A 21,266-nucleotide genomic window follows, 5' to 3' on the forward strand; every position below is an offset into this window, starting at 1 on the left:
ACGACCTGTTCTCTGAAGAAATATTCCGCTAGCCTGGTCGAAAGCTGTGCGATGGCTGAACCGCTCAGAGGTCGCCTATCGGTTATATATAGAATTCCAATCACTCGTGGTTGTACTCTGTCTTAATCTCTATAATGCTAGCCACGCATGAGATTCAGCACTGCATCGACCACGTCGGTTTCGACAGCGAGAATATAGCGCTCATCAGGTTCCAGCACCGTATCAGCTCCTGCGAGGTCCGGTCCGCCGTCGAGATCAGCAGGCTTCCGGACGGAAGAGCGATTTCATCGAGACGGCACCCCGCAACGGGGGCCGATGGGGCGACACTCACTTCGAGGATGTCGAGCTCAGCGGTCGGATAGACGAGGATGCGGATATCCTCGCCGGTCAGTATATCTGCCGCATAGTCGCCACCAAGATACTCGGGTAGCAGCGTCGCATCCACCACCTCGTCGTACTCCTGCTCCGTCCCCGTCTCCGCTCTCGCGATGGTCCGAATCGACGGGGCGTACTGCTGGGCCTCCATACAGATTGCGAGGTTCGTGCCCGGTTGGTCAGTGAGTGCGGCGATGGCGTCCGCATCGGCTATGTCGGCCTGTTCAAGAATTGACGGGCTGTGGCTCGCCGTGGATAACGGGGCCGATGTACTCACCGGACAATGTCTCAACACGCTCCTCGTCGGATTCGATTAGCAGTACGTCATGACCCTGATCCGCGAGATTGTCGGCGGCCTGTTTCCCGACACGGCCGCCACCGGCGATGACGAATCGCTTTGTTCGGGTCATTGCAGTATTGTTTAAAACGCGTCATCTTCAATGCCCCGGCAGTTCTAATGGGTCGAGAATACCACTATTGTACCGGGGAACAGCTATAATAAGCTTTTAAAAAATCCACTCACCGTTCTTCCAATGGAAGAACTCTCCCCGGTACTCAAATGGTCTGAACAAAGTGCATACAGCGTACGATTGATGGCACGCCGAATAAAAACAGGACGCAATGAGTAAGAGCCAGACTCGATCACCTGAGGCTGAACTCGGGTTACTTGACGCGACGATGATTGGGATGGGAGCGATGATCGGGGCCGGTATCTTCGTGTTGACAGGGTTGGCCGCCGAAATCGCGGGTCCGGCAGCGATTCTGGTCTTCGCGTTGAACGGCGTCGTCACAGCGTTCACAGGACTCTCATATGCGGAACTTGCCGCCTCGATTCCGAAAAGTGGCGGTGGATACGCCTTCGTGCGAGAGATATTCGATGACTTTGCCTCGTTCATCATGGGCTGGATGCTCTGGTTTGCCTACATGATTGCGGGGGCGCTGTATGCGCTGGGTTTTGCACCGAACTTTCTCGAATTGCTGCACGTCTACGGTGTGGTCCCGCCACCGGATCAAGTGGGGGCTGTCGCGGTTCCAGTCATCGACGCGGCGCTCCCGCTGGCCTTCCTGCTGGCGTTCGTGGCGGTACTCGGTTTGGTGGCGCTCAACGCCGTCTCGACGGCCGCCAGCGGCAGTGTCGAGACGATTTTCACCATCATCAAAGTCTCCATTCTGGTGGTGTTCGTCGCGTTCGGACTCACATCTCCGATGTTCTCTGGGGCCGAATTCCAGCCGCTGTTTCCACAGAGCAGCGGGGCGGCCGCGGTTCTGCCGGCGATGGGGCTAACCTTCATCGCCTTCGAGGGATACGACCTCATCACCACCGTCACCGAGGAGGTACAGAACCCGCGTGAAAACATCCCCAAGGCGATATTCATCAGTCTCGCCGTTACGGTTGTCGTCTATCTGGCCGTTGTGACAGTCGCCATCGGGACGCTCGGGGCTGAGGGACTCGCCGACGCTGGCGAAGCCGGCATCGCAACGGCAGCAACATCGTTCATGCCGACCGGGTTACCGATTATCCAGAACGGTGGTGCACTCATTGTTTTCGGGGCCGTGTTCTCGACACTCACCGCCCTCAACGCAGTCGTCATCGCGTCGTCACGCGTGGCGTTCTCGATGGGACGTGAAGGACAGTTGCTCCCGTCGATCGGCCAGATTCACCACCGCTACGGGACGCCGTTCGTCGCAATCCTCGCCAGCGCAGTCGTGATGCTCGGGTCAGTGGCACTGCCGACACAAAGTGCTGGCAACATGTCGAGCCTGTTTTTCCTGCTGTCGTTCATTATCGTCAACGTCGCCGTCATCAGACTCCGCAGGGAGCGCCCGAACATGAACCGGCCGTACGAGATGCCGTTCTACCCGGCACCACCACTGATTGGTATCGCGCTCAATCTGCTTCTAACAGGGGTGCTCGTGGAGTACCTGCTCCGAACAGATCCATTGGCGTTGGCACTCAGCATGGCGTGGATTCTGCTCGGAGCCCTCGTGTATTTCGCGCTTAAACGGGTCAAAGGGCAATCGGACCGCGAACAGGCGGCTGCCGCCACTGAAATAACACCTGAAGCTGAAGACTAACCATGACTAGTGACCTCGACATTATCATCGCTGGCGGTGGACGCGTCGGTTTCCAGACAGCCGAGATACTCGCTGACCGCGGTCACGACGTGACGATTATCGAACGCGATGACCGGATTGTCTCGGATATCGCCGATAAATGGATAGCGACTGTTATCCAGGGTGACGCGACAAATCCGGATATCATCGAACAGGCAGGCCTTGAGCGAGCGGACGTAATTGCCGCGCTTACGGGTGAAACAGGATTAAATCTCGCGGTCTGTTTAGCTGCCGCAGAGTTGACACCCGACATCCGGACGGTCGCGCGTATTGACCGCACAGGCGGTGAGGCCTACACCCGATTCGTCGACGCGGTGGTCTTTCCCGAACGGGCCGGCTCGAGAGTGGCGGCCAACGAAATCTTGGGTAGCGATGTCCAAACACTTGCCGACGTCACGGGCTCCCTCGATATCATGCTTATTCGCGTTGCTGACGGCGCTCCGGCCGCTGGGAAAGCGCTCTCGGACGTACGCTTTCCCGAGGGAACCCTCGTCGTGTCCGACGCGAACGGTGAGCAAATCGCTCGTGCCGACACGACCCTGACACCAGGGAGCAGCTACGTCGTCGCTGTCGAACCTGACGTGGTCGATGAGGTCATGAATTTGATGCGCGGCTAGGCGGCTAATCAATCACCTCGGAGTCAAGCCTCGTGGCATCCGTCTCGACTGCCTGTGAACCGTGGTCGGGCCTGTCCTGTTGCACAACTACCCACGTGATGTAGCCACTGGACTCACTGAGGTGACAGGGAAAACACAAATAAGCGCTGGGGAGCGTATCTTCGTACGTTATGCCGGAATCGCTCAACAGGGTCTTGATTCCGATTGATGTGTCCGATTCAACATCTCGGTCTGAGATGGACACTCAGATAGTGCAATCATCAGAGGTTATCCTTCTGGGATACTGGCCAATTCCGGACCAATCGGCCCCCAGCCAAGTCCGTAATCAGTTCGAAGAGGAAGCTCAGGAGCGACTTGAGACAGTGGCACTCCGTTTTACCGATGAGGGTGCCACGGTGCAGACTCGATTGGTATTTACAAATGATAAGGACCAATCAATCGATGGGGCCGCGAACAAGTACGAGTGTGAATCAATCCTCCTTCCGGGGACAACATCGTCGCCGTCGGAGACGAGACGTGGACTTGTTCTGGTGAAACCGAATGCCGATCTCAATCGGATTGTCACTACCCTTGGAGCCCTGTTTGCCGATAGTGATGTGGAACTCCTTCTCTTTCACGCCGCGACGAACGACAATGAACGTCTGTATGATGCAACAGAGTATATGCTCCGCGGCCTCGCAGATCGACTTGCGGAACTCGGTATCGACCCCGACCGAATCAAGTGGGAACAATCGACGAAAGATAAACGGCTTGATGTAGTCCTCTCGCGTGTTTCTGACTTTGACTTTGTTGTCCTCGGCGAGACCGAACCGTCAGTGCGAGAGCGAGTCTTTGGGTCTGTTCAAAAAACGCTTGCTGAACAAACAGCCAAACCTCAACTCACAATCCGCTCGGGTGTCTGAATTCCTCTGATGGGGCATCCTCACTGCGGACCGAATTTGTGTGTCAACCTGGCAAACCCTGGCGCTGTTAAAAAGACGTCAAGCAGTTACCTGAAGGCATCGAACGAAATTGTACTATGTCACTGGTAAGTCTATCATACGCGCTAAGCAGTAAACGGACTTGTAGTGGTTGTAAGTTGTAGCTCTCGACGTAGTGTCTTTCGACGAATCGCATCTCAATCATACGCTGAGTGGCCAGCATATGATTCAACGCCACTCTACGACCGGAGTTCCCTTGCTGGTCTCAAAGAAGACATCTGGACCGTTGCCTCCATATGGTTCGACCACCAGGCACACCACTCCGTTGACGAGTTCGTGTCTCACTACCCAGTAGCGTATTTCCAGTTTCGACCACACGACCGATATTCTGGAGCAACCGAATATGAGATATCGAACCTGTTTCGCGTGTTCTTGTTCAAAGAAATTCACGGCTGGACGCATGAGACAGCACTCGTTACGTGCCTCACCCACCACCCTGAACTCCGTGAACAACTGGGGATGGAAACAGTTCCGGATCAGTCGACGCTGTGGCGCAGCTGGCATAATCGGTTCACCGCCGAACTTCGTGAAACAGTCGAGGCAGCCGCTCGGACGATTCTCATCAAAGCTCAGGACGCGGACGTTGCTGTCCCACGCGAGCCAGAACGTCAGCTTCCATTTTCCGGTGATGAACAAGAGGAATCAGACCCAGATAACAAAGCTCTCCTCGACGAAGCGGAATCAATTACGGACCACATCAGTCACGTCGTTTTCCCGGCATTCTCACTGAATCGTGGCGATGGCTGTGAGATCCACGAGAACGCGTATTGGGACTTACAAACGTATCTCGGACTTCGTGAGGGGCTGGCTGCTAACGAAGGTGCTCGCAGTTTCGTCTATGAATCGACTCGGGATAGGACGCCATTGGGACACGGCCATCGCGATCAGATTCGTGACCTCTCGATTGAACAGGTCCGAGAGATGTACCGGAAGGCTGTGAATCGATTGTTGGAAGAAGCAGCGGAGACGGGGGAGTTCTTCCGAGCAGGGATCGTCGCTATCGATATTACTGAAGCAGACCCGTTCACAGGCGACAGAACCGGGCATGAAGACGAGATTATTGGGACAGAAGAAAAGACCCATGAGTACGCCTATCAGTGGGCGACAGTCCAGCTGGTCGGGAACGCTGTCCCAATCGTACTGGATGCGAGACCAGTTCGGAAGGATGAGGCTCGTAAGGAAATCGTCGAAGACTTGCTCAACTCTGCCGAGGAACTGGTCCACGTCGATAACGTGTTGATGGATCGGGAGTTCGACAGCCAGCACATTCTAGAGATGCTTAGCCAGCGTGGACTGTCGTATGTCGTCCCGAAACGGATGCAGACGAGCGAGAAAGCCCAAGCCAAGCGATTGCTCCAGCGGGGTCAAGACCGATACGAGACCGACCGCAAGCTCCATCTCGGGAAGAACGAGTGGCACGAGACAACGCTGATCTACCGACGGAAGGAGGACTCTAAATATGATGATCACCGGCAGTACTCGGTGTTCATGTCCAATCGCGGTAGTAGCTTCCTCACTGAATACGGGTATCGGTGGGAGATCGAGAGTGGCTACAGGTCGATCAAGCGGTTCATGGCTGCCACCACGTCAAAGGATTTCGGGTTACGGTTCTTCTATTTCGCGTTCGCGTGTCTGCTGTACTCGATTTGGCGTGCGGTGGATCTACTCGTACAGGTCGAAGTGACCGGTGAATACGAACACTCGCCAATTGTGACAGCCGACAATACGCTGACGCTGCTAAAGAAGGAAACCGGAATCGGGTAGAAAGACACTCAGTCTGGGTTAGCGAGGCGTCTGAGTGGCTACACTATCCCGAGTATCGGAAATCGCTTGAATTAGTTTCCATCTCAACAAGAATGTCCGTTTGGAGAGGGATCTGAAGCAGATTCTGTTCATTGATTCGGCTGAAACCACGCATCACAGCCCCGCTAAACCCGCTGTAGTCTCAACTTCCAGATTGAGCGAGATTGATATAGCTACATAGACTTTATCAGACACAGAAAGCCCGAATATTCTCACACAGAGTGCCTGAAACGTTGATATTCTGGTTTTGTAGATAGGTTTGTATTATAGTAATAAGCACCACCAGTTTTAGGCGGGCCGCCGCTGTACGGGAAGCATGGATCGGCTTCCGCCTGCATACGACGCTACTCCCGGGGATGATGCCCTCGAAGCAGCCATCGAGAAACGACTGGTCGATATCGACTCCGGGCGCTACCGAACAAACGTCGCCAGCGTGCTACGGAAGTTCGCAGCTTGGTCCCGGGACCAGCACAATATCTCCAGTCCCGAGGACATCGACGACGACCTCTGTCGGCAATACGCTCGTGACCTTGCTCGAGCTGATGACCGAGACGATATTTCACCGGAGACTGCTCGTCGGTACTTCGCGTATGTCCGCTCGTTTCTCACGTGGGGTGTCTATGAGGGCTTGATCCCGACGAACCCGGCCAAGACCAACCACGCCGAAGGTCCGCTCCCGACCGATGAGACCGAAACAGACCAGCAGTACTGGACCGCCCGGGACCGCGACGCTATCTGCGCTACCGCGACGGCTCGCGTCGACAAGGCCGGCGAGAGCGACGATATCGACCGCACGGCGGCCTACCGCGACCAAGCACTCGTCTTCTTGCTCGCGTACTCAGGAGCCCGCAGCGCGGAACTGGTTGCTGTCTCTGATGATGAAGAACGGAATGGTCTGCGGTGGCGACACGTCAACCTCGAAGCCGGTACAATGCAGGTGTTCGGCAAGAACCGAACCCGAGAATCTGCGCCGATCCTTGACGACGCGCTTCGCCCGCTCCGGCGCTGGAAGCAACTCCGAGAGCCCGACGAGAATGAGGCCGTCTTCCCCAGACTCGACAACGCTGCGAAAGCACTTGACCCGACACCGTCGATCACCACACAGTCGGCTCGAAATATCCTCGCCGATCTCTGTGAGTGGGCCGACTATGAGTTTGAGGAACCACTAAAGCCACACGGCGCCCGTCGTGGCCTCGGGCGGGAGATTTATCGCGAGAATCCACAGCTGGCACAGGACGTACTCCGGCACAAGTCTATCGAGACAACCCACGAAGGCTACGCTCAGGAGGCCGCAAAACGCACGCGTGACGAAGCGAACGATATCATCGGCGGTGAGTAGGTTGCCGACAACTCTTCACAAGGAAGCGACAGACGACCCCCAATTGAGCCGGTCAGCGAGGTGAGAACGTGTCGTGTGTCTTGGACTCGCTTCTACAACCGACGATAGATGATGATCCCACCGAGAACAGCGACGATCATGCTCCCGACAATAAGCAGATGCGTGGGTGAGCCGCCAGACGGCTCGACAGTGTCTGTGGCCGCGGTCTGAGACGGTGTGATTGCTGGCCCACCACTGCTGGTCTGGGTTGAGGTTGATTGCTTGGTGTCTGTCTCGGTCGAGTGTTCAGTTTCCGTGGCCGTTGTTGTTGGGGTGTCACTCGGCGTTGTTTCCGTTCCTGTCGGTGTGTCCGTCGCTGTTACTGTGTCACTGGAGTCACCGCTGCCGGAATCGGTATCATCGTCATTGTCATCACCATCATCACTGTTACTACCGCCGGAACTCGACGAGTCTTCCTCGGTAGGAGTTTCTGTTGCAGTCGGCGTAGGCGTTGACGTGTCCGTTGGTGTTGGTGTGGCTGTTTCCGTCGGCGTTGGTGTCGACCCATTCGCATCGTCGGTTTGGCCTTCGACGGTGAGGACGCGCCCTTCTGTTCCGGTGACCGAGTAGGCACTGCCGTTCTCGTCACCCAGCGCCGCGACACTCACGGAGAGCCCGACAGTTCCGGAATTCTCGGCTTGGACAGTGACAGTCGCGAGTTCCACTGGGCCGCTCTGGAGCGTGTTCATTCCCGTCGCCGCCAACTGCACTGACGCCCCGCCGTCGGGCTGCTTGGCGTACGCTGGGCTGTCGGCATACCTGACGCTCTCGATGGTCGCGACGCTGCTGTCGTTGAGCGACACTGTCGCGTTGAACGTACCGACACCACCGCTGGCCTCGGCCACCACCAGCTCGTACTCGACGGTTGCGCCCGAATCAACGCTCTCTGCAGCCGGCGAAAGTCGAACCTCTGTCCCGCCGGCACCAGAAACGACAGCAGTACTCCCAATCAGCGCAGCGCTAACCAATACTACCCTCATGAGACGAGCGAGTTGCATCGATATTATCGAACCCGACATCCACAGTATTAAATAAACCGGAAGTAATCTTTGAATTAATACTGGAATACTTCATGTCTAGAGGTCACAGTCGTACTCGTGAGGGTATCGAACTCGTAAGTGAGCAGGCACGGCCGCTGTTGGCGGTCATCCTGACCGTATTGCTCGTCACCAGCCCAGTCGTCGCAGCGGTTCCGGCCGGCGCACTCACACAGGCCGGCAATGCAGGCAACACCGGTACGGGCGCGGGTAACACCGGCATCGGCACTGGCGCCGGAAACACGGCTGTGACACCTGACCCGGTCGTCGGCTCGGCGGGCCCGACCGACCCGAACGGTGATGGACGCTTCGAGGACGTCAACGGTGATGGCAGCTTCGACGTCGTCGACAGCCAGGCGTTGCTTGCTCATCTCACGAACGCCTCCGTCCAGAACTACAGTTCGAGTTTCGACTTCACTGGTGACGGACGAGTCACGGTCAGCGACGGCCAGTGGCTCTACGTTCAGGCTGTCAATCCGACCGAGACCGACGCTGACGGCGACGGACTCAACAATACCGTCGAAATCGCGCTCGGCACCAACGCATTCGACACCGATACCGACAGCGACGGAATCGGCGATTGGACCGAAACCAACGGCGGTAAGCCCATCGACACGGACAGCGACGGCATCATCGATGCCCGTGACGCGGACAGCGACGGCGACCGTATCCCTGACATCCGCGAAGGGACCAAAGACACTGACGGTGACGGGACGCCCAACTACCGCGACACCGACGACGACGGCGACGGCATCACCACCCGGACCGAAGCGCTTGACGGCCAGAACTACAGCCACGACGTCGACTTCGACGAGACGGTCAACTGGCTCGACACCGACGCCGACGGCGACGGGGCCCCCGACGGGACGGAGGGCACCGCCGACAGCGACGGCGACGGGATGCCGGACTATCTGGACAACGATCGTGACAACGACGGGCTCCCCGATAGCTACGAGCGCAACGTCACAAAGACCGACCCCGCCGACAACGATAGCGAGTCCCCTCTGACGAACTACACCGAAGCGGACAACGACGTCATCGATGGGATGGAGGACTTCGACCAGGACACGCTGGGGACCTACGTGGAGTACACCATCGATACGGACCCGTTCGTGAGCGACACGGACGGTGACGGGCTCTCAGACGGCTTCGAATACCGGAACGACCAGTTCGACCCGCTCGACGCCGACACGGACGGTGACGGCACGAGCGACGCTTCGGGCGACCTCGACGGTGATGGACTGACCAACGGTGAGGAGGCCCAGCGCGGGACGCTCGTCGACCGACCCGACACCGACGGCGAGTCGCTGAACGACAGTCGCGAAATCGAGCTGGGGACGGACCCGACGCTGCCGGACACGGACGCCGACGGACTGGACGACGACGAGGAACTCGCCATCGGAACCGACCCGCTGGACAACGATTCGGACGGCGACGGCGTTCTCGACGGGAACGAGACCTTCGAGACGGCAACCGCAAGCGACGGTTTCGATCTAAATATATCGGTTACGGGGAACGGAAACCAAGCGGACGGTATCTCGGTCAGCGAGGCTACCAATCCTATCGCGGCGTCTGACGCGCTCAACGAACAACGTGTCGCCCCTGTCGTTGACATTACCACCAATAACTCGTTCGAGAACGCGACAATCACGTTCCAATACAACGAGTCAAAACTTGGCAATCGGACCGAGTCGGCGCTTTCAGTGGCCCGTTATAATCGGACCCTCCAGACGTACATCTCGCTGAACTCGACGGTTGATGCAGCGAATAACACAATTTCTGCCGAGACACCCCACTTTTCGACATACACCGTACTCGTTCAAAACGAGACTATCGAGAGATATAGGGTGGGCGGCAATCCGTCATCGACGTACGAGTTCAATAGCACTGACTCGCTCTCGGACTGGAATGCAAACGGGTCGGTGGAGGTAATGGACGGTTCGGTCAGGGTTGGTTCACCGCAGGACAAGGAACCGATTGGAGCCTATCCAGCTCGCCTCGAAGACGCGGGCTACGACGAACCCGAAAACCGGAGTGAAATATCCGCCGGGAGTAATATCACAAGTAGTGTTGCTGATGTCGAAGCCCCGCGTTCGCTGGGCCCGGTGACCTCGGTGGGACACGAACCGGCGAACCGGAGCTATTTGGCTAACATGAGCCTCGGGACACGTGGCGATGTTGGGCCATCCAGTGGTAACTACGAACCCGAAAATCCTGACTTTTTCATTCGGCGAAACCAGACGGAGACTGACGACAGTGGACGGGACAGATGTCCTGAGAGTCGTGAAACAGCAAGACCCATCACTAATCCGATTTTTATCCCTGCAGGCGTCGAGGTTCCTCCAGGAGCAACGATTGGTGGGAACTCCTCCAACCCAGTTGAGAACACGTATATCAGCGAGAACGTCACGATTGGAGCAAATGTAACAGTCTTATCAAACGTTACTGTTGCCGCGAACGTCTCAGTTCCAGCATCCATTACTGTACTCGGGAATATGACGATCTCAGAGAACGCCACGTACCCCGACAGTGTGGCTGCCCTGGATAACGTGACTATCGCAGCAAACGTAACGAAACCGGCGGTCAATAACACCACTATCGAGACGAATCCCGACGAGAGGTGTATTCGGATGGCATCTCTCAGTGCGCCGCCGCGGGGGACAGGGCGGTTCCACTCGCTCAGACAGCCAACCGGAGCCCCTGCTCTACAGTCGGCGGACCCACGGGAACCTACGAACTTCAATTCGACTCAAGATGCTATTAACGCTTCTGAGCCGGGCGATATCATTTACGTCAACAGGACGGGGTCGGGCTCGCTCACTATAGATAAGCCGCTGACGATAGTCGGTCGCGGGCCCGAAACGTACGGCACGACCGCGACACGGTTCTCCTCAATAACCATCGATGCTGAGATAAACGGGTCGGTCAGGCTCCAAAACCTTTATTCTGAGGAACTGAAACACAACGGTTCGGCGGCTGAGATTACAGTCGAAAACGCTCGTATCGGACGGCTCGCCGCTAGCCACAGTTCGTCGTCGTGGAACGTAGTTTCGACAGATATCGATCGTATTTTCGCCAATAACGCACGGGGTAACTGGTCGATAACTGATTCTATTGCCGTCCAACCTGGCGCTATCGCGAATCAGGGACTGTACGCACGGAACAGCAGCGGCAACTGGGATATAAACAACTCACGTATCAGCGGTATCGCAGCAGAGAATTCCGCTGCCAACTGGTCGATAACCAATTCGAATGTGTTCCGTACCGGTATCGATGCGTACGGGTCGTCGGGATCATGGGACATTCGACGAACCACAATACCGGACATCGGTCGTTATACAACTGGGGGGCAAACGGGCATCCGCGCGAGCGAATCGTCTGCCGACTGGCATCTAAGTCGTGTCGAGGTCGACCGGACGGATTTCATGGGCATCCTCGCTCGCGCAGCGTCCGGTAACTGGACTCTCAATCAAGTGTATATCAATGACACTGGTAAAACTGGCAATACTGGAGCTGCAGTCTGGATGTCAGGCGCTTCGGGATACTGGGATATAAACCGAACACTCATTTCCAACTCCGCTGAAGAGGGTATCTTTGCGGCGTACTCCAGCGCAAACGTAACTCTGCGGTCGGTTACGGTTCGCGATACTGCCGGGCTCTACCTCAGTAGGGCACGTGGCGACTGGGTCCTCAACAGGGTCCATATCAACGGGGTACTTGATTACGCTGGGACGCAGGAGTATATGCCGGATGGGAGGGCGTGGGAACGAATTGATCCACAAGACGAGGCAATCTGGGCGCAGGGAGCCAGTGGCGATGTCACACTCGCTAACGTAGCAATCACAGGAAAATATACTGAAGGGATATCCGCACGGTATACGTACGGACGCTGGGATATCCGTTCGACGACGATTACGGACACGCTGGGCCCGAGTATCGACATGAGGTCTGCTTCGTCGGTCTCGGTCTCGTCCAGTAAGTTGAACAGTCAGGTTAGAGCACGTGGCATTTCTGACTCGCTTTCGCTCTCTAACACGACAATTGAATCCGAGCATAACGACGGTATCGAATTAAATCCTTCCACGGCAAGCGTTTCCTTGGATCATGTCGCTATCGATGCTAACCGATACGGACTGTTCGCAAAGGATTCGCTCGGTGATATTTCTCTGAACGCAACGAGGATTTCGGTCAACGTCGCACCGATAAACGCCCGCCGTACCACCGGCGACTGGTCGCTGCAAAATGTTGAATTAGTTCAGAATTTCAGCGCTGGTCCAGCAGTACTCGCGTCGGAGTCATCCGGTACGTGGTCACTGCGTAGAGCAAACATATCAGCTGAAAACGGTGGTATTAGCGCAACCGACAGTAACGGTGACTGGACGCTTGCGAACGTGTCCGTGGATGCGAACGCCGATGGCATTGCCCAAGGTACGAGTATCGATAGCGACGGAATAGCTGCCGCCGGTTCGAGTGGTGACTGGCAATTAACGACCGTCAAAGTCACAAACGCCAGCGATACAGCGCTCAATGCCTCCGCCAGTTATGGTAGCTGGTCGCTGCAGAACGTTTCTCTGGCGAATCCGCTCGCCGGCAATCTGATACCGTCAATCGATGCGGCAGATAGCAGGGGGGCCTGGGATATCAGTCAGACATACACACAGAACAGCATTGCCGCAGAGATGACCACCGGGCAATGGAATTTCACGAGTTCAACGGTGGATGGCCGGATAGACGCGTCGAGAAAGTCCGGTACTTGGAGTCTTCGGGGTACTTCCATTGCTGGCAGTAGAGGTGGGCTCGTATCAACCGCATCGTCCGGGCCGACGGAACTGCGTAACGTTTCGATACGTAGCTCTACAAATCGCGCGCCGATAGAAGCTGACAGTTCCCTCGGCAGGTGGGCAATAGAATCGGTCGAACTGTCGGGCGGAAACACCGCAATCTCCGCGGTAGACGTCTCCAATGATTGGGAGGCTCATCGAATTGTCGTGCACAATGGGACCGGTATCACAGCAAGTGGGGATGGCATCTGGTCGGTCTCGAATTCCACGTTTTCCGGTGACTACGCTGGTATTATTGCTCGTGGAACCGACTCCTCATGGTCCGTTAGCAATAGCCAATTCAGCGAGTACAACGGCGGTGCAATCAGGCTTAGCCAGAACGGTTCTCGTGCTGACACCCGAATTTCAAATGTCCTATTTGAAGATGTACAAAATGGAGTTGTGTTGCGGTCCACTGGTTCAAGGGTAACTACTAATAATATAGCTGTCAGGAACGCGTCTGACAGTGGTATTTATCTCACCGGGTCGGAGAACACGTTCCAGATTCGAGATAGTACGTTCAACAACACGAACTATGCCCTCAGACGAATCAGTGATGGAACTTCGTCGCCGGAAGACGTAGATCGGTTGGACTTCGCCGCAACTAACATCGATATCAGCGGTGGCGGGGTAGGTATTGGGGGGAGTGACTGGGATCTAGAGCATGTTCGAGTCGATGGCGCTCGTACTGGATTGAACATCGTTGAATCAAACGCGCGCCACGTGACAATTCGGAATACATCCACCGGTGTCGTCAGCGGCAGATCAGTTCCAGGACCGACGACTGTAGCCGGGCAGCCAACGATCACCGATTCCGTGTTCCAGCGAAACGGCCTGGCAATCAGAAATACAAATGAGCCACCAATCCAAGCGCAAGGAAACTGGTGGGGCCAAGAGGGTGGCCCAATCGGTGCCACACTAAACAGAAATCTCAACGCCGATGGTTCTGGACAAGTCGTCGGCGACGTGGATACGTTGAATCCCTGTAACTCGAACTGTCTCCCACCTGGTGCGTTCGGTTACAACGCCCAAACGAGCAGTATCACGCGCTCGTTTGCCTCACTAGCCTCACAGCGGACCCCCGCTTCCGTCAGGTATCAAACACTGATTGACAACGGAACAGCCTCTATCAAAGTCAACTCAAGAGACGAGTCCACCATCGTCGCCTCGAACGAGACCAGCGGTGAGAGTGCGTTTAGCTGGGCAAATACGACTGTGACACCGAGCCAGGGCACACCCACACTCTCCATCGAAACGAACGGTTTCGCCAGAATATATATCGATCGCGTAGGGCTTAGCCTCCAGCAGGATACCGACGGTGACGGGGTGCCTGATCATATCGAGCGAGGCTTCAAAACCGGGACTGGTGAGATAATTCGAACGGACCCAACTGACCCGGATACTGATGGCGATGGGGTACCGGACGGTGAGGAGATCGGAGACTGGATTCGCCTCTCAATAGAGAACGAGTCCGGTACTTATGAGCAGTCCTATTATCGACTCAATAGCGACCCGACCGCCGTCGACACCGACGGGGACGGACTCTCCGATAAAACTGAACAAGAAGGTTGGAATGCACACTTAGCTACAAGTCCTGACCAAGGTGAGCGATATGAGAATGCAACAAAAGACGAGAGTCGGGATTCAGTTAATAAGTTGACGGAAGTCACAGTCTCGTCTGATCCGCTGTACAAGGATACAGACGAAGATGGCGTAGATGACTTGCTAGAACACCAGAGTGGGATTGACCCGAGACAGCGTGATTCTGACGGCGATACTATCCCTGATAAGAAGGAACTACAGGAAGGGTCTGACCCAGCGATTCATGATCACTCTGCGCCAGTCGTCTATCCACTCTCGGTAAAGACGAACAACGCTCAAGGAACCAGCTATACCGTCTCATTCAGCGTCGTAGATGACAGTGGGTACACCACTATCAATATCTACAAAAACGGAAAGCGCCAGATTCAGGTTACGGAAGTCAATGAAGAAGCGGGGACATACCCTGACCGGACCTTCAACGTGGACCGGGGGGCGGTGGGGACGATCATCACAGGGACCGGAAAATTCTTCTCACCCACCACGGTTGACATCGAGACGACCGATATTCACGGAAACAGCAAACGGCAAACCATCAGTGGCCCAGACACCTACGGTCAGGCCGCTCGCGAGTATGAGAAGCTGCCCACTGTAGCTTCAGAGCGTGGCTTCATCTCCTTCATGGGGTACGTCTCAGCGGGCACTACGGTTGGGAAAGAATCAGTCGTCGGCATAGTCGAAATGGTCGCTCACCCGCTGCAGTATGCCGAGCAAATGCATCAGCTCGGACAGACGGTCAAATCGAACCCGGCGATTGTCTCCAAAATGCCCGGAATGATGGCCGACCAGACCCGCCAGCAACATGAAACCCGGAATCCATTCGACCGGGGTGAAAAACACTACAATACATTCGGTGGGGCATGGTCGCTTGGATACTCAACTGGAATCGTCCTCCCAGCAGCAGTAACTCGTGGTTCATCGCTCGGTGTTCAAGCAGTCAGCTACTCCCGCAGACTGCAGCGTGTCGTCAACGCGGTCGATTCGGCGATTCCATCCCGTGTTCCAAATGGAGTGCGGCCCGGTATCCTCCGACAGGCAGGCAAAATCGATGAAACGCTGCCAAATACGAACGTCCGGACGGGCACACTGAGCGCCAAGCTCAACAACATGCCGGGCCCGAAGCGCAAGCAGGTCACCGAGCAGTTCGACGAGCTTGATCCGAAGACAAAACGATACCTCAGCAAAACCGATGTTGATGCACCGGCGACGAAGAGTGCCGATCTGTTCCGAAACGCCGGGCCGAGTGGGCGCAAGACGCTGAACGATCTCGCTGACACCGACCGGCGGGCGGCAGACGCTCTGTTAAAGATGGACGATGCTGCGACCCAACGCCGGTTCGTGAAGGCACACCGGCAAGGTGAGGTCTCCAGCAACGAACTCGCCACCGCCGTCAAGCGCTACGACAACCTCGACGCGAGCGGCAAAGACGGTGCTGACGACGTCCTTGCTGCAACCGGAGACGACGGCACGGAATTCCTCGCCGAAGCCGACGACGATACCGTCCAGCGGGCGGTAGCTGACGGGGGTATCGACGGGTACGACCGAACGAAAGCCGACCTCCTGGCTGACGACAGTGTGGATTCGGCGATGGTTACTCGAGTCGACAACCGTATCAGTGAGCTCGATGGGGAACCTGCAGAGCGAGCCCGAGACCTAGTCGACGATACTGATGAAGCCGGAGTCAGGCTTATCGACGAGCTAGACCAGGCAGATGGGGACGCGCTGGATTCGTTCGTTGAGGCTGATTTGCAGGGCGCCGACATGAGGCAGTGGCGAAACGCTCTTGTCCGGCAATCGAGTGATACGGATTCTCCAATCACATCTGAAGATGTCGCACAGTATGCCCAGGATGTCCGAGATATACAGAAATTGAAAGGCAATGATGATATAGACATCAAGAATCCGGAAAGGGTAGTGGAGGAAACGATTGAGGACCCCAAAGCTAGCCAGATTCGCGGTCAAAAATTCGAAGCCAGTCGAACGAAATACTATGCCGAGAAGCACGGAGATGTGACTGTAGAGCCAGCAACTAGTGGACAGGGGGGACCAGATTTGCTTGTTAATAGGGGAAGCAACCCCAAACCACTGTATCTGGAGCAAAAGAATGTCAAAGGGGACCTCAAAGGTGGGTTGGAATTGAAGGACAGAATACACAAGGCTGATGGCTCATTCAACGGAATATCGAGAGACCATGACCAAGTCGTTGAAGTAGGTGCTGAGGGCGACCTCCCTGACGACTTCAACCCGACTACTACGGGAACTGACACGCCGAAAGAATCGTTCAAAGAACTAATCAGAGCAAAGCGCAACGGCGAAGACATCAATAGATTGCCTAAGAGCTTATCTGGTTGGGATAACCCTGACATGACGGTAAAGATAATCAATGATGACGGCGAAGTCGTTGATAACGGAGAATTCTCCATCCGAAATGCATACCGGGAGGTGAACAATGGGAACTAAAGGCTACGACTACATCACGTACGACAGTTCGCTCTTCGATATAACATTCGAGACACCGATTGGGCACCTACAGAATAAACGACAGTCCAACCGTCTAATAAGCACGACTACAAATGTCTTGGATTCGTTCAGATATCTCGTCCGCCCGACTGCAGTCGAATTTGGAATAGTTGATTCTGGCCGGAACGGGAATTGCGAACGGAAACTAACAGACTCAGATGGACTGACTGCCGATGAGATCGCGGAGACAATCAGCAAGGCCGTTGAAGACGTTGACACTCGTCGATTGGGTTGGGTCAGAATAGCAGAAAGCACGCGTATCACTCTCTCAGATGGCGTCCATTATTTCCCCGAATCGGACGGGAGTTCACTAATCAAAAATAAAGACAAAAAAGATTCAGATGGTCCGTGTACACCTCTTGAGATTACAGTTGGCCAGGTAAAGACTCATAGACCTACCCGAGTAGAAAAAGTGAGTATCATCGGCCACTCGGATCACTGGCTCCTGAAGGACGGGCCCAACTCCTCACAACCGGAAACCACACCCTTCTCGAAAATTGATCACGACCGTCTGGAAACCGCGGTATTTAGATTATATGACAGTATTGAGCCGGCTGAAATAGAATTACTGATATCCGAAGGTTCGGACGGTCGACATACATCAGAGCAGGAGGTCCCCGCGTGTAGTTCGTTGCAAGAGCGGCACGCAATCGAGTGGGTACTTGAGAATTTCCAATGGATGGATTCTGGCGGGGTTGATATCAAATTAGAGTACATAGGTGCAGAACTGAACGCTCTCGCTACCTCGGTGCGAGGAAGTTCTCCTGACGAGAAAGTACAACTATACCTTGGTAAGGGGTTACCGGATGACAAATATGATAACGGAACATCTGTTAGAGTGATTTATCCTGAGAAGGAAACAATCTTTATCAAAGATACTCAAGATAGATGGAAAATACAACCAGAGTAAAACTTGTAATTGGAACCGCTTAGTGGTATGTGTGATATTTTGAATTATATTTGGACACTGACAAGACAGTGTTCACGGCACTGTCTAGTTGAGAGATTGAGAAGTGAGCAGGCCATAGCGAGAGGTGTTCATGACACTCGCAGACCTGCTCAGCGAAACGTTGGAAACGGACGGTCAAGACGTTTGGGAGAATGAGCGCACCCCGACACCCGTCCGGCGGTTTGGGGTGCGTCTCCACTCGGCGGGGCTGTCGATCAGGGAGACGGTCGCTATCTTAGAATTGTTGGGTGTCGATCGCTCTCACGGTGCAGTCTGGAACTGGGTGCATACACTGTCTGAGGCACAGAGCGACCCGCCGACGGCGGAGCCGTCGCTCGCGCGGCTGATGACGACAGCGTCGACTCCTTCGACCAGATCGATAGGGCCGTCAAAAAGGTCGATAACCTCGACAGCACTTAGCAGCGACGGGCCAAGAAACTCATTGCTGAGACTGACGGTGCTGGCGTCAAGCTCGTTGACGAGTTAGACGGCGACGGGCTCCAACGGGTACTCGACTTGGATATCGACCGTGCTGACGAGTTCCGCACGGCTGCAGCTCGCAATCTCGAACGAGGCAATGCCGACAATCTGGAAGGTGTCGATGGTCTGAATAGCGGTCCCGTCGATGACTTTGTGGATGCAGGTGCGCGCGGGAACGCCGGGGATCCAGGCAACGTCAAGGGAGCATTGCGAGAAGTTCGACGCGCCGACGAAATCGGGTCAGAGAATATCCGTAAAATGAGTGTCGAACTCAAAGACGGCAACGATATTAAAGGTGAGCTAGACATCCAACTGAAATCCGGGAAAATAATCGAATCGAAGTCCTCGTTTGGATATAAAGGCCCAAAAGTGGAAGGTCAATTCGAAAAGAAGCTACGTACAATGCGCGATCACCAAGAAATCGACTTTGATGGGAATACGCTTGAAGTTCGTGCTACCTGTGTAGGCAAGAAGAGTATGGTGAAATCAAAAATCAAGAAATGGGAAGGCATAGTGTCGAGTAGTGATAGATGGGATACAGCAAAGGTCACAATCAAGGTTGTTAATGAGAACACAGGAACTGTAATTACATCATAGAGACAATGGAGGACTATGACTGGATAGAAGTAGCATATATATTCAATGAAGAGCCATCAGTGGAAACATACGAATTACTGTTCGATGCAGTACCACGAAACTCAGGTCCGGAATACGAGGCCGATAAATTTAGTATATCATATACCGACCACGGTGAAGAAAAATACGTCTGTGCCGGCGCTGAAGAGGCAGTCAAAGTATTAACTTCCGCTGAATCCTGCTCAGTCGAAGTCTGGATGGACGGGTATGAGCTCAATTTGGGATTTGATAGAACCGGTTTAGGCTTTCCCTCCCACCAGTCGACGCCATACTTAGAATTTACGACGTGGATCTACGCGCTCCAGAACCCCGACGACGGCCACATCGACAGAGTGAAACAGCGCCGACGAGGGTTTGCGGAAATTCACGCAAAGGCAGCAGACATCCTCGATCCACAATGGGGCTTTGGCCGCCGCGGTGGCCTCGCTATCGGCGAAGATGAGACGGTCGAAGACCTTGCGACGAGGACCAAACCACCGCTGTACGAGTACAACGTCTTCCGTCCGGAAACGCTTGAGGCAATCGGTCGCGAGCAAGTCCTGTCGGCACCGGCCTACTACGTCGAAGAACTCGACTCAGGTGGCGTTTTCATGGCCGTCACGGAACCACCCAAGCAGTGCGGACACGAGGGCCAGCAGTGTGAGGAAGTCGCCGACCAGCTCGGTCTCTCGCTAGCGAAAACGGAACGCTATCACTGACCGCGATTTTAGATCTAAAGTCTACAATAATTCATCGCGACGGATCTCGCGTGCCCGCTCTCGAAGACGAGACTGAAACAGACCAGCAGTACTGGACGACACGCGACCGCGATGCTATCTACGCTACTGCGACCGCCCGCGTCGACAAGGCCGGCGAAAGCGATGACGTCGATCGCACGGCGGCCTACCGTGACCAGGCACTCGTCTTCCTGCTCGCCTACTCCGGTGCTCGCAGCGCGGAGCTCGTCGCTGTTTCTGATGATGAGGAACGCAACGGCCTCCGGTGGCGTCATGCCGATCTAGAGGCTGGCACAATGCAGGTGTTCGGAAAGAACCGCACCCGAGAATCTGCGCCGATCCTTGACGACGCGCTTCGCCCGCTCCGGCGCTGGAAGCAACTTCGAGAACCTGACGAGAATGAGGCCGTCTTCCCCAGACTCGACAACGCTGCGAAAGCGCTTGATCCCACGCCGTCGATCACCACGCAGTCGGCCCGGAACATCCTCGCAGACTTGTGCGAGTAGTCTGAGTACGACTTCGAGGAGCCACTGAAGCCACACGGTGCCCGCCGTGGCCTCGGGCGGGAGATCTATCGCGAGAATCCACAGCTGGCACAGGACGTGCTGCGTCACAAATCCATCGAGACAACCCACGAAGGCTACGCTCAGGAGGCTGCGAAACGGACTCGTGACGAAGCAAACGATATCATCTCCAGTGAGTAGACTAACCAACAAAACGGCCAAGAACCCCAAAGGTTGGTTAGCTCAGTTAGGAGCCTCGTCAGCGGGATTCCCGTCGGCGATGAGATCTAGCCCCAATTCGCTATCCTCATCGACGCCCGCTGTCTAGCCCAATTCCGTAGTTTTAGCCCCTCTAATAAGAAACACCCACAGTTTCTATCAGCGTATGCTCGAAAATACCAAAGCCTTGGAGAAGTTACGAACTGCTATTCTTCGAGTCTTTTGTGACGATGGACGCACTTTCTGGCTGTTCTTCCAACGACTCGACCTCAGCGACTTGTTTCCAAACAACAGTCTTCGTCTTGGAGTTCAGACCGCTGTACTTCGTCGCAATTGAGATCGTAACGTTGTACTCAAGCCCCTGCTGAACTGACCAACCTGCCGTTTCCTCATCTTGAAAATCATAAGAGTTTGGCGAACGTAGTCCAATAGAGAGGACCCCCGTTTTTCAACAAATTGTCGGCTTTCACCTGGCTGGAGTGTTACCGGCACTTCTACGCCACTGTTAAATGAGGGTGG

The 21,266-nt window shown here is 55.2% G+C and carries 10 protein-coding genes and 3 pseudogenes; 11 read left to right on the top strand and 2 right to left on the bottom strand.

Features of this window, described 5'->3' with window-relative positions; genetic code table 11:
* Positions 1-137: 137 nt before the first annotated feature.
* Positions 138-785, bottom strand: a pseudogene (locus tag Har1131_RS20470) (potassium channel family protein).
* Positions 786-996: 211 nt separating this feature from the next.
* Here Har1131_RS20470 and Har1131_RS20475 point away from each other — a divergent pair.
* The 5 genes from Har1131_RS20475 (at position 997) to Har1131_RS20495 (ending at position 7,229) form a co-directional block, all read left to right on the top strand.
* On the top strand, positions 997-2,451 hold the full coding sequence (locus Har1131_RS20475) for an APC family permease (protein WP_050038480.1): 1,455 nt from the start codon (positions 997-999) through the stop codon (positions 2,449-2,451).
* A gap of 2 nt (positions 2,452-2,453) precedes the next feature.
* Positions 2,454-3,107: a TrkA family potassium uptake protein gene (locus tag Har1131_RS20480; RefSeq protein ID WP_014030786.1), complete on the top strand. Its 654-nt coding sequence runs from the start codon at positions 2,454-2,456 to the stop codon at positions 3,105-3,107.
* 170 nt (positions 3,108-3,277) lie between these two features.
* Entirely contained in the window at positions 3,278-4,009 is a 732-nt protein-coding gene (locus tag Har1131_RS20485) for a hypothetical protein (protein WP_050038481.1), read from the top strand.
* Between the two features lie 165 nt (positions 4,010-4,174).
* Complete coding sequence (locus tag Har1131_RS20490; RefSeq protein ID WP_151104231.1) at positions 4,175-5,851, top strand: transposase; 1,677 nt, start codon at positions 4,175-4,177, stop codon at positions 5,849-5,851.
* 355 nt (positions 5,852-6,206) lie between these two features.
* Positions 6,207-7,229, top strand: coding sequence for a site-specific integrase (locus tag Har1131_RS20495; protein WP_151148379.1), 1,023 nt, complete (start codon positions 6,207-6,209; stop codon positions 7,227-7,229).
* A 92-nt stretch (positions 7,230-7,321) separates the two neighbouring features.
* On the opposite strand, the gene Har1131_RS20500 is transcribed toward Har1131_RS20495, so the two are convergent.
* Positions 7,322-8,236 (bottom strand): hypothetical protein, encoded by a 915-nt coding sequence (locus Har1131_RS20500; RefSeq protein ID WP_151148381.1) that lies wholly within the window; start codon positions 8,234-8,236, stop codon positions 7,322-7,324.
* A 170-nt stretch (positions 8,237-8,406) separates the two neighbouring features.
* Between Har1131_RS20500 and Har1131_RS22035 the strand changes: the two genes are divergently transcribed.
* The 6 genes and pseudogenes from Har1131_RS22035 to Har1131_RS20540 all read left to right on the top strand — a co-directional run.
* Positions 8,407-17,184: a right-handed parallel beta-helix repeat-containing protein gene (locus tag Har1131_RS22035; protein ID WP_191907525.1), complete on the top strand. Its 8,778-nt coding sequence runs from the start codon at positions 8,407-8,409 to the stop codon at positions 17,182-17,184.
* Positions 17,174-18,154, top strand: coding sequence for a hypothetical protein (locus Har1131_RS20520; protein WP_146418216.1), 981 nt, complete (start codon positions 17,174-17,176; stop codon positions 18,152-18,154). Before Har1131_RS22035 ends, Har1131_RS20520 begins: the two co-directional genes overlap by 11 nt.
* A 130-nt stretch (positions 18,155-18,284) precedes the next feature.
* Positions 18,285-18,527: pseudogene (locus tag Har1131_RS20525) on the top strand (IS6 family transposase); the annotation flags it as partial.
* 182 nt (positions 18,528-18,709) lie between these two features.
* Positions 18,710-19,270 (top strand): hypothetical protein, encoded by a 561-nt coding sequence (locus Har1131_RS20530; RefSeq protein ID WP_146418217.1) that lies wholly within the window; start codon positions 18,710-18,712, stop codon positions 19,268-19,270.
* 257 nt (positions 19,271-19,527) lie between these two features.
* A complete protein-coding gene (locus Har1131_RS20535; RefSeq protein WP_225308215.1) occupies positions 19,528-20,007 on the top strand; it encodes a hypothetical protein in 480 nt (159 codons plus the stop codon).
* 59 nt (positions 20,008-20,066) lie between these two features.
* Positions 20,067-20,729, top strand: a pseudogene (locus Har1131_RS20540) (tyrosine-type recombinase/integrase); the annotation flags it as partial.
* Positions 20,730-21,266 lie beyond the last annotated feature (537 nt).

The sequence above is a fragment of the Haloarcula sp. CBA1131 genome, assembly GCF_008728975.1.
Classification (GTDB): Archaea; Halobacteriota; Halobacteria; order Halobacteriales; family Haloarculaceae; genus Haloarcula; species Haloarcula hispanica.

What these genes read in the sequence shown, in the direction of transcription:
- Har1131_RS20475 (WP_050038480.1), top strand. Translation starts at nt 997, where the DNA reads ATGAGTAAGAGCCAGACTCGATCACCTGAGGCTGAACTCGGGTTACTT.
- Har1131_RS20480 (WP_014030786.1), top strand. Translation starts at nt 2,454, where the DNA reads ATGACTAGTGACCTCGACATTATCATCGCTGGCGGTGGACGCGTCGGT.
- Har1131_RS20485 (WP_050038481.1), top strand. Translation starts at nt 3,278, where the DNA reads ATGCCGGAATCGCTCAACAGGGTCTTGATTCCGATTGATGTGTCCGAT.
- Har1131_RS20495 (WP_151148379.1), top strand. Translation starts at nt 6,207, where the DNA reads ATGGATCGGCTTCCGCCTGCATACGACGCTACTCCCGGGGATGATGCC.
- Har1131_RS20520 (WP_146418216.1), top strand. Translation starts at nt 17,174, where the DNA reads ATGGGAACTAAAGGCTACGACTACATCACGTACGACAGTTCGCTCTTC.